This is a genomic window from Streptococcus suis (genome assembly GCF_019794615.1).
GTDB classification, from domain to species: domain Bacteria; phylum Bacillota; class Bacilli; order Lactobacillales; family Streptococcaceae; genus Streptococcus; species Streptococcus suis_AI.
Genome location: NZ_JAIMDU010000007.1, coordinates 1 through 13248 on the forward strand (window position 1 = coordinate 1; position 13248 = coordinate 13248).

Genomic DNA, 13248 nt, shown 5'->3' on the forward strand with positions numbered 1-13248 from the left:
ACGAGTAAGCGCTTTATTGATGAGAAAGAATATCAAAAAATCCGCCTTATGTATCAAGATGAGGCGGGTTTTGGGCGTATCAGTAAACTTGGTTCGTGTTGGTCTCCAAAAGGTTATCGTCCTCACGTAGCTAGTCACCACATTCGTGAGTACCGTTATTGTTATGGAGCTGTAGATGCCCATACAGGTGACTCATTTTTCATCATAGCAGGTGGATGCAATAGTGATTGGATGAATGAATTTTTACGCCAACTATCGGCAGCTTATCCAGAAGATTATATTATTTTAGTCATGGATAATGCCATCTGGCATAAATCTCAGACCTTAAATATTCCTAAGAATATTGAATTTACATTCATTCCACCCTATACCCCTGAAATGAATCCTATTGAGCAAGTCTGGGCCGAGATTCGTAAACTTGGTTTCAAGAATAAAGTATTTAGGACTTTAAATGAGGTAATCGATAAACTTGAAGAGGTTATTCAAACCTTAACTTCTTATCAACTCAAATCAATTGTACATAGAGATTGGACTTCCGCTATTTTTGATTTTAACTGAGTATAAGTCAATCAAAAAGAGGTAACTTTTGTCAACATTTGGACACAACATCATTCTTTCCAGTCGTTTTACTACAAATAAAAACACACGGCACTACTATATCATGCTATGTGTTTAATAGTATCTAGAGAATCTACATATTGGTGAATAACAGTTGAGCAATCACACAAACGATATTTAATTCTTATTGTGGATTTTCCAACGGTTGTTCTGCCTCAGTTTGTGCTTCTTTACCTTGGTCTAACAAGGCTGCAATAATTTTTTGGTCTCGTAATTTCACTGAGTCATTGATGGTCTCAGCAGAACGTACGATAGCTGCCTCCAACTCACGACGTTTCTGACGTCCTTCATCTATTGCTGCAATGATGCCATTATTTTGGGCAACCAAACTTTCTGCCAACTTTGTAACCGATGCTACTGAAAGGGTCGGATTTTGGGCTGTGCGTTCCATCATTGGAATAGCTTCTTTTGATGTATCCGCTAGCATTTGAAGTGCCGCATTATTAGCATTGACAATCGCATCTGCCGTCTGACTTGACTTGATAGATTGTTGCAAGATACCCAACTGTGCGATGGACAGTTTCATTGTAGGAATGGTATTGCGACGCAACATTCCCAAGCGCTGTTTCATATCCGACGATACTTTTACTAGGTTACGCATTTGGGGAGTTGTTGTCCAAGCAACATACAAACGGCTCATATATTCAGAATGCTGCTGTTCAAGGATATTTGCCACTTCGGTCACGCGCGCCAATTTCTCAGAAGCAACTTGATACTCAACAGTTGTCGGTGCCAAGTTCGAAATCTGTTCTTGTGCTTGTCTCGCGCGCTCAGCCGCTTCCTGACCAGTCGCTTCAATAAAGGCGATAACTCCGACTAAATTCTCAATCGATTTGGTATTATTTTCAATCAAAAGCTCAGCAGAGACAATATTACGTGCCAACACTTCTTCCTGTTTGACCACACTGGCTGCCATGCTATCCATTTTCTTTTCAATGGTCTGAGAATCAAAGTAGAATTCCTGTAAATCATTCTTGGCTTGTTTGAACAAGCGTTGGAAGAAACCAGGTTTCTTTTCCAATTCCACCGATGTGGAAATATCTTTATATTTCGCTACAAATCCATTCAATTCACGATTGGTATTGGCCAACAGTTCATCTACCTGTGGAATTTCAATCTTCTTCTGTTCTGACAAAATGTGATTGACCGTCGCGTTGACTTCTTCTACTGCTTCCTTACCAAAATCCAAGAGCGCATTTTGATTAGCCAAGAAATTGTCAACCAACTGAGGTGCTTTTGCACGAATACCAGTTTGCTGCTCTGGCGTTAATTGAGCCAAAAACGATACTTTTTGACTATCTCCTGCAGGCGTAGCTTGGATGATTTCTGTCGTCTTGTCTTTTACATTCAAACTATTGCTTGCAATCTGATCAATATCAAAATTAAATCCTGACATCTTCTTTACTCCTCTTCCCTTTTCATCATACGTAGACTGACTTCAAAGTCTTTCATATCAGCTTCATTAAATTGCTTAATGGTATCGTCCAAATCCTTATCGAAACTTTCCATGGCCAATTTTGCCTGTGCCAAGCGTTCTTCAGCGTTGAAAAAATCCTTTGGAGATCGTTTTATTTTCACATATCCTTGTAGAATATCGTTAAACCGTTGCATATTAGCCTCATGAATAGCTGTCAACTCTTCCTTTTTATCGCTTGTATTTTCTAGCTTTTCAAGAATAACAAGATTGTCTCTTTGGATATTGCAATAGGTTTCTAAAATCTCTGGCGCAATTTCTGCAATCATTGCTTGTTCATCCATTACCTTACCACCACTAGGTGAAACCTGTTCACTCGTTTCTTTTTCTACCTTAGTTTCTGGTAATTTCAACTGGTATTTCAGTTGCAACGTATCAAAAGCTTCTTTGCTTGCATAAGCGTCAAGGTATTTTCCAACCTTTTGATACAGTTGATCCAGTTCGAACAATTGACCTAACAAGCGTTTACGCAACTGCAGGACTGACTGATTCTCTCCCTGTTCTGCTAGCAACTCTTGGTGTTTTTCATAGCCAGAACGAATGGAAAAAATCAAGGTTTGGATTCGTTTTATTTGGTCACTATTCAAGAATCGGTGAATGGCATCTCGTTTATATACATAGCCAATCAAGAGTCCAAGTGGCAGTAATATATACCAAAAACTCATGATAAAACTGATAGCAAGTAAGACCAATAATATCGTAATGCCCGAATTCTTCTTCCCATGTCTATGGTAATTTCTATATTTGTGCCCCATAGAGCCTCCTCATACATGATATACATTATTATATCACATTCCTCTAAAATACTTGAAATATACCAAAAGAAAAAGCCAAGAAAAATCTTGACCTTTAAATAATCTTCACTACGTTTATCCTTATCGGAAAACCGAGTCTTCTATAAACAAAACTTATTGAAATTCATCAATCCGTGAATTATTTTTACATTTAATTTTTTTATTCTTGGAGGAGAAAAAATCAGCTAATAAATAATAATTCCGTCAGTTGTTCACGAAGTCTAGGTTCTAACCGATTTAATGAAGCTATCTTATGCAATATATTTTGACTATTTTCCAATTCTCGAACTACAATGTGCTTTGTATCATAATCAATTTCCAATTCTTGTAAACAAGAGTAAACTCTGTCAATAAATGTACTATTTTTTTCAAGTTGTGTAGCATCAAATGGTACCATAGTATCCCCATTCTCCACTATCACGTCTTCCTGTCTTATTGCATGAAAAATGAGACGATGTTTCCGGTTGGCCGGAATGATCGTAGCATCACCTGAATAAGAAAATTGAACCACTCTTTCATCCCATCGTAATTCACATTTAGTAACGAACCGCTTCCCATTGAGGTCTTCAACTAAGTCAAATGAATTCGAGGCTCCTGGGAAAATATGCCATTCAATTAATTCCGGCAATTCCACACCTGTCTTAGCTGGTTTTGCATCCAAGGGGATTATTGCCCCTTCTTTAGCAAACACTGGAATCTCTTCTTTTTTTCTATAAATAGGAAGTTTGATTGGTCCAGCATATTCGTCATCCGTGAAAAAATTATACCATTTACCTTCAGGAAACCAGACTTCAACACGTCCTTTTTTATCTGAAGGGTTTGATTTTTCAGTGATTGGAGCCACCATTAATTCTGAACCAAAAAAATACTGATTCGGAACTGAATAACTTTCATCGCTATAAGGATAATTATAGTACATTGGGGTAATTAGTGGCATACCATTTTCATGGGTCCGCACATTCATTGTATAAAGGTATGGGATAAATTTATGTCGAAGTCGAAGATATTCTTTCATACTCTCAGCAATTTCTAAGCTGTAGCCCCAAGGCTCCTTACTCTGAAACGGACTATTTGAACTATGGAGGCGATTTATCGGACTAAAGACCCCAAATTGTAACCAGCGCAAGGCAAGTTCTTCATCATGATAACCGAGCATATGGCCTCCAATATCATGACTCCACCAAGAATAGCCAATATTTGAAGCTGTACTAGTAAAGTAAGGTTGAAAAGCTAAAGAAGCCCATGTTGTCACTGTATCTCCTGAAAAACCAATGGGAAATCTATGACTTCCAGGACCTGCATACCGAGATAAAATGATATTGTTATCACCCTCTCGCGTAATATCTTTAAAATGATAATAATTCAATAACCAAAGGGGATCTATCTGTCCCTCAGTCCCTTGTTGCCAGTCAATCCACCAAAAGTCAACACCTTGTTTTTCTAATGGATGATGGACATCTTCAAAATATGCCTTTCTAAAATCCTCGTTTGACATATCAAATAGCGCAGGTTCTTCAATTGTAGTATTGAGTGAAAGTCGTTTCGCTACCGCCGGATATGCATCCTCAAAGGCACGTATTCCATCAGCTGGATGTACATTTAAAGTTGTCTTCAACCCACGATGATGCAACTCATTCAAAAATCTCTCTGGATCAGGGAATAATTTTTTATTCCAAGAATAACCTGTCCATCCGCTACCAAATCTTTCTGGTACATCATTTGTTAAATGCCAATCCATATCGATGACACTTACCGAAAGAGGCACATTCTCAGCTTCAAACTTATCCATAAGACCAAGGTATCCTTTTTCTGAATAAGCCCAATATCTACTCCACCAATTTCCAAGTGCAAAACGAGGTAGCAAAGGTGTCGAACCTGTTAAGTGATAAAAATCTTTTAAGGCCGTAAAGTAATCTCGTCCATAACCGAAAAAGTAAATGTCAATGACCTTTTCTGGTCTTTCTACAGGATTGTTCTTATTATCAAAAACAAAGCTATCTGAGTCATCTAAAATTGCAAAACCATTTTTGCTCATTATTCCATCTTCTAGTTCTATCGAACCATCAACGAAATCTAATGTTCGCGTAGTCCCGCCCAAATTTGAATATTGGTTCCCAAAATACCAACGATTCCCATATGCGGACAGATTGTTTTTTACATCAATGAATAATCCACTATTACTAAAAAGACTTTTATCATAGTGTAGGTGTAAAGAATCCGTAATAATTTCCAATCGATTTTCATCTTCTATTACATTAAGAGATAACTCTGACGTAAATTCTCTATTTTGTACGACTCTGGTCAACCTATCTTCAAAATAACCATTCTCTGAATACTCCAATCGAATTAACTGATTAGTTAATACTGAAATTCTGTATTTTTTTCCTTCAAAAACTGTTTGCATAACTTCTCCTATTCTGTAATACTCAAAATATGTTTCGTTAACCAAGCATTTAATCCTGCAAGAGCAGATATTCCGCCAAATGTAAACACATATAGAGCTGTAAAAAGACCAACAATATTACTAATTGAAAAATATACAACTAAGATATTTATCCAGATTAAAACGAGACTATAAAATGGTTTCTTTACTATCAGCAAAAAGCTATTTTTTATTGCTCGTACTATCCTATCCTCATATAGACAAATATATGTTAGACTCACTAATACTATTATAAACCACATGATTGAAATCACAATCAAGGAAGTCAAACCAACCCATCTAATTGGTCCTATTTGATTGAGAAAAAAAATCAATTCGACCAATATCAACCAAGCAGTTGACAGTAGCCCAACCCAAATAATCGTAGACTGACGAAAATTTGATATAAAATAATGAAAATAGGATTTTATAATCTCATTCTCTTCTCCTCTTAAGATACGCTGCCAACTGTCATTCAATGCAACCATCGATGCACCAATGGTTACGAGTGGCAGACTGGTTAAAATAAATAACAAATTTAGCATAAATATATCTGTTATTCTTGAAAAAATACGAAAATACCTAGATTCAATTGAAAAAATTTTTCTCATCTTACAGTCCTATTTTAAAGTAAGGGGAGAATTTCTCCCCTTATGGCATTTACAGTAATTACTCTTTATTGAGCTACGGACTGATAACGTTCAAAGGCAGCTTCTTGAATTTGCATAAATTCATCTAGTCCCATAGCTTTTAATTGTTTAATATAGTCATCCCACTCTTTGTCAATTCCGCCTTCGACAACCCACTTAGAGGCCATTTGAGTCGCATAAGAATTAATATCAACATAGATAGCAGAAAGTCTTGTTAATTCTTCTTGTGAATAAGAAACATTTGGGAATGCTGGTAGTGCATACTGATTGATTTCTGAATCAAGTTTCAATTTAAGACCATCTCCCTGACTTTCATCAATTTCAACTTTATCATTAAAACCATCTGCTACATACTTAGGACCAAAGTCTCTAAGTGAATTGACCCATGCCCACTCATCCGCAGATTTTCCATCTTGAGGTGGAAGTACTGCATAACCAGTTTCAGTTTTCTCAGTACCAATACCGAAAGAACCATAAAATGTTTAGTTATGAATACATTGGACATCAGAACACCATATATACAGTTGATAATAAGGCAGAAACCATTCATTCAGATATTAGTATATTACCTGCGGATTCTACATTATTATCTTACAGTAAATTATCATCGTTTTTATTTGAACAATACCCTAGTTTAAAAAACAATCGATTGTTTCCGACTTCATGGTTAAAGAGAATGCAATTAGATATCTTACAAAAAATCAGTGTCATATTAGATCAAAAAGGAATCTCAGCACATAAACTATTTCAGACTAAAATGCATGATTATTATCAAGAACGGTGTTTTAACAGCATTGAAGATTGGCTGAAATACATTGAGTTTTATAGTAATACAGCTGGTGATTATATTAAACTACTTGAATCACAACAATCTCTTTCACAAATTATTATCGACTATATAGACCATCACTATTCCGAAGAATTAAATCGTAAAGTGCTTGCCGATTTGGTTTTCATCAGCCCAGATCATCTTGCAAGATTATTTAAACATGAAACAGGTAAAACTCTTATTAATTATATTACAGATAAGCGAATTGAAGAAGCTAAAAAACTTTTATTAAATAGCAATGCAACAGTATATATTATTGCAGATCAAGTAGGATATGATAATTATTCATATTTTTCTAAAACATTTAAAAAAAATACCGGTTTGTCACCGATTGAATTCCGGCAACATCATTCTGTAGAAATCTAGAAAGACATTCAATATTGTCTACTTCTACCATTTTAAATTGTGAATCATTGAATGGAGGTGAATTCTATTAAATTAGAACTCATCTCTATTCTTTTTTAGGCTATCTATCTTAGCAATCAATCTCATAATATAAGACACAAAAAGCTAATTATCATTCGGATATCAATAATTAATCCATTGATTTTATATCGTTGACCAAAAGAAAAAGCCAAGAAAAATCTTGACCTTAGATATTTTTTGCGACAGTTGGAACGAGGCTGTCAACTTCAATTCCTGCATCTTCAAAGAGTGACCGAACTTCTTCTAAATCAACCTTTCCTTCAATTTGTACTTCAATGACTACTTTTCCTGATTTAGTAGCAATTTGTACAGTTGAGACGATATTATATTCTTTGTCCGAAACCAGACGAATAATTTTTTCCAATTCCCCAGCTTTATTGTCGACGATGAAACGAGCACGAACTCCTTCTTCACCGTAACCAGAGACTTGTAAAAATGCGGCAAATATATCGCGATCGGTAATCACACCATATAATTGGTCATTGTCAACGACAGGAAGAATACCCACTTTATTTTTGTACATCAAATAGGTAGCATCTTCAAGACTGGCATAACCTGAAACAGTGATCACATCCTTAATCATGACATCCTTGACCTTGGTTTTATTGAGTAGATAGTTCATCTCATAGATAGATAAACTAGTAGCTTTAGAAGGACTTGCCTCTGCAATAGTTCCCTCAGTCACCAAGCCGACCAATTTATCATTTTCAATGACAGGCAGACGGTGCAAATCCTGTTCACGCATGAGATCAGCAGCATGAGCAATCGTTGTATCTGGAGAAATGTAAACAACCTTTCGAGTCATAAAATCTTTAACAGACATGAGATACCCTCCTTAGTTTCTTATGGATTCATTATAACACAAAAGCGAAAACGATTTCAATGTTTTGTAAAAATAATTGAAAATACTTCGTGTTTTCTTTTCTCAACCTTCCAGACGATTTTCAGGATAAACACTCGGCTAAAATAGAAACGGCCTTCTCTATCTCCTCTTCTGTAATGGTTAATGGGGGTAAGAGACGAATCACATCACTTCCAGCCGTCAAGACGATTAGACCATTCTTTCGTGCCTGTGTGACTATTGTGCCCAAATCACCAGTAACTTGGATTCCCAGCATCAAACCAAGCCCACGGATGGCTACTACTGTTGGTAAGTTACCAAGCTGGTTTACCAATTGATCTTGTAAGTAGCTAGCCTTGACACGAACTTTGGCTAGAAAATCTTCGGTCAGGATTTCCAATACTGCCTTACTACTGGATAATACTAGTTTATTACCCCCAAAAGTCGTACCATGACTACCATAGGTAAAGGCCGTTCCTAGAGCTGACTTTCCAAGCATGGCTCCAATGGGTAGACCATTGGCCAAGCCTTTGGCTAAGGTAATAATATCTGGTGAAATACCGTATTGCTGATATGCAAAAAGCGTTCCAGTCCGCCCAATTCCTGTTTGTACTTCATCGATAATAAGGAGGAGGCCTTGCTCTTTACAATAGTGGGCTAATTCCGCAACAAAATCCTTGTCAGCTGGAATGACACCTCCCTCACCTTGAACCAATTCCAACATAACAGCTGCAGTGTTTTCGGTGACCAATTGTTTTACAGACTCTAGATCATTGTAAATCGCATAGTGAAATCCTTCAACAAGTGGTCCAAAACCTAGTTGTATTTTTTCTTGCCCTGTAGCTGACATCGCACCAAAGGTTCTTCCATGGAAGGATTGTTTAAAAGTAATAATATCCGATTTACCTGAGAATTTTCGAGCTAACTTTATGGCTGCTTCATTGCTCTCTGCTCCACTATTGCAGAAAAATGCCAAATAATCTTCATCCCCAATCAATAAGCCTGCAACTTGTTCTTGAAGACTATTTTGATAGAGATTTGGACTATGCCAAATGGCTTCCAATTGCTCCGAAACTGCTTGCTTGACTTGCTTATGGAAACCTAAATTTGTGACCCCAATTCCAGAAGAGAAGTCTAGATAGAAATTTCCTTCCTGATCCACCAAGTAATTGCCAGCTGCTTTGATAAATTCAATGGATTCACGTTTGTAATTTTGAAATAGTTTTGTCATAGGACCTCCTAGGCTAGACAAATCAAGGTGCCCCTGCTCAGATTGTCACTGATGAGTACCGTTTCAACCCCCGCTTGAACCGTTTGACTGGCTCCTTTTATTTTTGGAATCATTCCACCAGTAATTATCCCCGATTGGATTTTTTCTTCAATTTGAGTAGTATTTAAAGTTGGTAGGATTGCACCATCTTCTTTCACACCAGGTACATCTGTCATTAATATCAAACGTTCTGCTTTTAAGGCAACCGCTATTGCTGTGGCTACGTAGTCTGCATTGATATTTAACAATTGTTCATCACAAACACCCATTGAGCCAATCACTGGTATCATACCTTCTGCCAAAATCGCTTCTAATGGCTGTGTATGGACCTTTTTAATCTGACCCACAAGGCCATACTTTTCTTGATTCAAATAATCAGCCTCGATTATTTTTCCAAGACTTGATTTGATTTGAATACTATCGCATCCTGCATTGTTCAAGCTACTGGTGATGCTTGGACCAACGATTTGAAATAGGCTATATTCCACTAATTTCATGACATCTTTGCTCGTCACACGTAGACCATCAATCTTCTCAACTGAGAGATGTTGCTCTGCCATTAATTTATCGATCGCAAAGCCACCACCGTGAACAACAACAATCTGTTTGCCTTCTTTGTGCCATTGTTTGATTTGCTTCACGCAACTCTGAGATAATTGTTGGCTCGCCAATCCACCAATTTTTATAACGATACTGTTTTTCATATTACACCTCACTAATTAGGTCCGATACAAAGCATTAATTTTTACATAGTCATAGGATAAATCGCATCCCCAGGCACATCCGCTGGCCGATCCCATCTTTAGATGAACTTGGATGTCAATGGTGCTTCCTTTGAGAAACTCTTGCATTTGCTGGCTATCAAACGACAAAGGACTTGAGTCAGCCATGACTGGAATACCACATAGCTCAATATCAATTGCGGTAGGATCAATCTCAACACCTGCATAGCCAATTGCAGCAATAATCCTGCCCCAGTTAGCATCCTCACCAAATATGGCTGTTTTGACTAAACTTGAGCCAACTATACTTTTAGCCACCATCCGTGCAGCAAGTGGGGTCGTGGCTCCAGTCACATCTACTTGAATTAATTTGGTTGCTCCCTCGCCATCTTTGGCAATCATTTTAGCTAATTCTGTCATCACAAGATGCAACATGGAAACAAACTGTGCATACTCTTGTGAGCCTTCCTGAATTTCTGCGGACGTAGCACAACCATTCGAAAGGACCAAGACCATGTCATTGGTAGAAGTATCCCCGTCCACTGTAATCTGGTTAAAACTCGTTTCGACCTCTTCACTCAGAGCTTTTTGCAGAAGCGAACTTGAAATAGTTGCATCGCAAGTAATAAAGGCTAACATGGTTGCCATATTGGGGTGAATCATACCTGATCCCTTGGCAACACCAGACATGGTCACTGTAGAACCAAAAATCTCTTCTTGAACGGTGATGGTTTTGGTTCCAGTATCTGTCGTTAAAATAGCTTGAGCAAACTGTTCCGCATGACCATCTAGGTCTAGTTGCTTTAAACCTGATGCAACAGTCTGGAGAGGTAAAAATTCCCCAATCACACCAGTTGAAGCAATCCCAACTAAATCTTTCTCAATCCCCAGTTGGTTTGCACTTGCTTCTTGCATAAACAAGGCATCTTCATATCCTTTTTGACCTGTACAGGAATTTGCAACCCCAGAGTTTACTACAATTGCTTGCATCTGTTGCTTTGTCGCTATTGATTGTTTGGTAACAAGTAGTGGGGCTGCTATAACTTGATTGGTTGTATAAACACCTGCAACGCTGGCAGGAACGTTGGAAACAATCCAGCCAAAATCTAGTTTTTCTTTTTTAAAACCTGCGTGGACTCCATCAGCTGTAAAACCTTTGGGACTCGCAATCGTGCCATCAATAATCTTCATTTTCAAACCTTTCTAGATAAACGTTGGTAAATTGAGCAGACCAGCTGTTTCTTCAAAGCCAAATAATTGATTCATATTTTGAACAGCTTGTCCAGCTGCACCTTTTATCAAATTATCCAAGACTGCTACAACCGTTAAAATTCCTGTTGTGGGATTGTAAGCAAAACCAATGTCTGTATAATTGGATCCAATCACATGATGTAAATCAGGTAAGTGTCGTCGGACACGTACAAAGGGTTTATCATGATATGCCTCTTGATAGATCTCAAACAAGTCTTCCTCACTCAACTCATTTTCCAATTTCAAATATGCAGTAACAACAATTCCACGAGAAAGAGGCAAAAGTGACGTTGAAAATTGAATATGCTCCACTCGCTCATCGAATTGTTGAAGCATTTGAACAATTTCAGGAATATGCTGGTGCTTATTGAGTTTATAAGTCACATAATTCCCCTGAATATGAACAAAATGACTTGCTGAGGTTGGAACTTTACCAGCACCGCTCAAACCGCTCTTGGCATCAACAATCACACTATTTGGATCCACCATTTTCTTCTGTAATAAAGGAATCAATGCCAACTCCGTGGCAGTCGCATAACAACCTGGATTTGCCACAAATTTTTGTGAGGTCAAATTAGAAAATTCTGCCAATCCATAAGAAAACTGTGCAATCACATCCTCACTAGCTGGTTCCTTTCCATACCATTGTTTATAGGTTTCTGCAGGTAAACGATGATCCCCTGATAGATCGATGACTGGAAATTGATTTTGAACAAAGACAGCAGCTAAATCTTTGGCAATCCCACTGGGAGTTGCAAAAAATACTAAATCAGCAATTTCCATGATGCGTTCTGCATTAAACTCCTCGATGAGGTGATCAAAACCATCTGTTAAATGTGGATAAATATACGATAAACTTTGGCCAACTTCTTTACTGGCATGGACCGAAACAACTTCGACATGCGGATGATTTTTCAATATTCTAAGCAATTCCAGTCCACTATATCCAGTAACACCAACAATCGAAACCTTCATTCCATACCTCCGATAGTAATTATGCTGACTAGTTTATCGCATTTTTATACACTTGTCAACATTTTATTGCATAAAAATACAAAAAATTGTTTAAGGATGAACATTCGGGGTTTCATATTAACTGTAATTGAATGATGATTCTGATATTTTCAGGAAATTTTCACACTCCTATTCAAACAAAAAAACACTCCTAGAAATGAGAGTGGATAGAATCCACCTTCTCCTCTAGAAGTATTTGTACACAAATCATATGAACACGATTAGCCTTTTACAGCAAAATAGTGTCCGCTTGGGCTAGCGAAATTAAAGTTAGGGAATGGCTCAGCATTCACTGGGCTACATGTATCCGTCAAAGCAGCAATGCGCTCTTGCAGTGCTTGAATGTCATTTGACTCAAACAGCACACTTGGTGTCATATCAATAACTTCAGGCGATACTTGACGAATGAACTCTTTTGCATAGACTGTAATGGTTGTAGATGCTTCAGCATGGGGTTTCATGTCGAATGTTTCAAAGCCCATCATTTCAGCTTCATTCAAAATCGTAAAGCCAGCTGCTTTCCAAAAAGCCTTCTCAGCAGCAACGTCTTCTACGTACAACATCAAACCAAATTCTTTTGTAAACATGAATTCTCCTTAAACTAAATTCAAATGCAAGCTGATAAACTGGCCACATTTGATTCACTCTATTTTTGTGAGTCTGTTTTTTCTTTGTTTTGTAGAGCAGGTAATTCTGATAGCTCTTTTTTCAGATTCTTGATTTCACTCTTTAATGAAAGATTTTTGGTCAAGTCTATTAAGTATTGGATGACGATTCCAATGAGAAGCGAACCAATAATAACCAAAATCAAAGGCATACGAAATTGACCGAACAAATAATGGACAATAACCTCTTGACGGTTGGCTAATGAAAGAACAACTGTCAAAATAATCACGAGCAATAAACCAATAAGTGATAATCTCTGTTTCATCATAAC

At 37.4% G+C, this 13248-nt stretch carries 13 protein-coding genes and 1 pseudogene; 2 read left to right on the top strand and 12 right to left on the bottom strand.

Annotated features, from left to right (window positions below):
• The coding region (locus K6V43_RS02945) for an IS630 family transposase (protein WP_222381565.1) at positions 1–558 on the top strand (558 nt) is incomplete at its 5' end.
• A 184-nt stretch (positions 559–742) separates the two neighbouring features.
• Here the strand turns inward: K6V43_RS02945 and K6V43_RS02950 are convergent.
• From K6V43_RS02950 to K6V43_RS02970, 5 genes and pseudogenes are all read right to left on the bottom strand, one after another.
• The gene (locus K6V43_RS02950) at positions 743–2014 is read right to left on the bottom strand and encodes a toxic anion resistance protein (protein WP_024397382.1); all 1272 of its coding nucleotides are present in this window, start codon (positions 2012–2014) and stop codon (positions 743–745) included.
• A gap of 5 nt (positions 2015–2019) precedes the next feature.
• Positions 2020–2847, bottom strand: a complete 828-nt coding sequence (locus K6V43_RS02955; protein WP_222381567.1) for a hypothetical protein — start codon at positions 2845–2847, stop codon at positions 2020–2022.
• 220 nt (positions 2848–3067) lie between these two features.
• Positions 3068–5290, bottom strand: coding sequence for a TIM-barrel domain-containing protein (locus K6V43_RS02960; protein ID WP_222381569.1), 2223 nt, complete (start codon positions 5288–5290; stop codon positions 3068–3070).
• 8 nt (positions 5291–5298) lie between these two features.
• Positions 5299–5919 (bottom strand): YesL family protein, encoded by a 621-nt coding sequence (locus K6V43_RS02965; RefSeq protein ID WP_222381571.1) that lies wholly within the window; start codon positions 5917–5919, stop codon positions 5299–5301.
• 65 nt (positions 5920–5984) lie between these two features.
• Positions 5985–6437 (bottom strand): annotated as a pseudogene (locus tag K6V43_RS02970) (type 2 periplasmic-binding domain-containing protein); the annotation flags it as partial.
• Here K6V43_RS02970 and K6V43_RS02975 point away from each other — a divergent pair.
• The gene (locus K6V43_RS02975; RefSeq protein WP_222381573.1) at positions 6437–7153 is read left to right on the top strand and encodes a helix-turn-helix domain-containing protein; all 717 of its coding nucleotides are present in this window, start codon (positions 6437–6439) and stop codon (positions 7151–7153) included. The pseudogene K6V43_RS02970 and the gene K6V43_RS02975 overlap by 1 nt on opposite strands.
• A gap of 226 nt (positions 7154–7379) precedes the next feature.
• Here the strand turns inward: K6V43_RS02975 and K6V43_RS02980 are convergent, their stop codons facing one another.
• From K6V43_RS02980 to K6V43_RS03010, 7 genes are all read right to left on the bottom strand, one after another.
• Complete coding sequence (locus K6V43_RS02980) at positions 7380–8036, bottom strand: CBS domain-containing protein (protein WP_024391904.1); 657 nt, start codon at positions 8034–8036, stop codon at positions 7380–7382.
• Between the two features lie 121 nt (positions 8037–8157).
• On the bottom strand, positions 8158–9285 hold the full coding sequence (locus K6V43_RS02985) for an acetylornithine transaminase (protein ID WP_222381575.1): 1128 nt from the start codon (positions 9283–9285) through the stop codon (positions 8158–8160).
• A gap of 8 nt (positions 9286–9293) precedes the next feature.
• The gene (argB, locus tag K6V43_RS02990) at positions 9294–10028 is read right to left on the bottom strand and encodes an acetylglutamate kinase (protein WP_222381576.1); all 735 of its coding nucleotides are present in this window, start codon (positions 10026–10028) and stop codon (positions 9294–9296) included.
• A gap of 15 nt (positions 10029–10043) precedes the next feature.
• A complete protein-coding gene (gene argJ / locus K6V43_RS02995) occupies positions 10044–11237 on the bottom strand; it encodes a bifunctional glutamate N-acetyltransferase/amino-acid acetyltransferase ArgJ (RefSeq protein WP_222381577.1) in 1194 nt (397 codons plus the stop codon).
• 12 nt (positions 11238–11249) lie between these two features.
• Positions 11250–12272 carry an N-acetyl-gamma-glutamyl-phosphate reductase gene (gene argC, locus K6V43_RS03000; protein ID WP_222381578.1) on the bottom strand — a complete coding sequence of 341 codons (1023 nt, stop codon included), beginning with the start codon at positions 12270–12272 and terminating at the stop codon, positions 11250–11252.
• 260 nt (positions 12273–12532) lie between these two features.
• Complete coding sequence (locus tag K6V43_RS03005; RefSeq protein ID WP_024404883.1) at positions 12533–12898, bottom strand: VOC family protein; 366 nt, start codon at positions 12896–12898, stop codon at positions 12533–12535.
• Positions 12899–12957: 59 nt separating this feature from the next.
• Complete coding sequence (locus K6V43_RS03010) at positions 12958–13245, bottom strand: LapA family protein (protein ID WP_222381579.1); 288 nt, start codon at positions 13243–13245, stop codon at positions 12958–12960.
• Positions 13246–13248 lie beyond the last annotated feature (3 nt).

Bases quoted from the DNA above. Each gene is read 5' to 3' on its own strand.
- K6V43_RS02965 (WP_222381571.1), bottom strand. From the start codon at position 5,919: ATGAGAAAAATTTTTTCAATTGAATCTAGGTATTTTCGTATTTTTTCA.
- K6V43_RS02955 (WP_222381567.1), bottom strand. From the start codon at position 2,847: ATGGGGCACAAATATAGAAATTACCATAGACATGGGAAGAAGAATTCG.
- K6V43_RS03010 (WP_222381579.1), bottom strand. From the start codon at position 13,245: ATGATGAAACAGAGATTATCACTTATTGGTTTATTGCTCGTGATTATT.
- argB (WP_222381576.1), bottom strand. From the start codon at position 10,028: ATGAAAAACAGTATCGTTATAAAAATTGGTGGATTGGCGAGCCAACAA.
- K6V43_RS02960 (WP_222381569.1), bottom strand. From the start codon at position 5,290: ATGCAAACAGTTTTTGAAGGAAAAAAATACAGAATTTCAGTATTAACT.
- K6V43_RS02985 (WP_222381575.1), bottom strand. From the start codon at position 9,285: ATGACAAAACTATTTCAAAATTACAAACGTGAATCCATTGAATTTATC.
- K6V43_RS03005 (WP_024404883.1), bottom strand. From the start codon at position 12,898: ATGTTTACAAAAGAATTTGGTTTGATGTTGTACGTAGAAGACGTTGCT.
- K6V43_RS02975 (WP_222381573.1), top strand. From the start codon at position 6,437: ATGTTTAGTTATGAATACATTGGACATCAGAACACCATATATACAGTT.
- K6V43_RS02950 (WP_024397382.1), bottom strand. From the start codon at position 2,014: ATGTCAGGATTTAATTTTGATATTGATCAGATTGCAAGCAATAGTTTG.
- argC (WP_222381578.1), bottom strand. From the start codon at position 12,272: ATGAAGGTTTCGATTGTTGGTGTTACTGGATATAGTGGACTGGAATTG.
- K6V43_RS02980 (WP_024391904.1), bottom strand. From the start codon at position 8,036: ATGTCTGTTAAAGATTTTATGACTCGAAAGGTTGTTTACATTTCTCCA.
- argJ (WP_222381577.1), bottom strand. From the start codon at position 11,237: ATGAAGATTATTGATGGCACGATTGCGAGTCCCAAAGGTTTTACAGCT.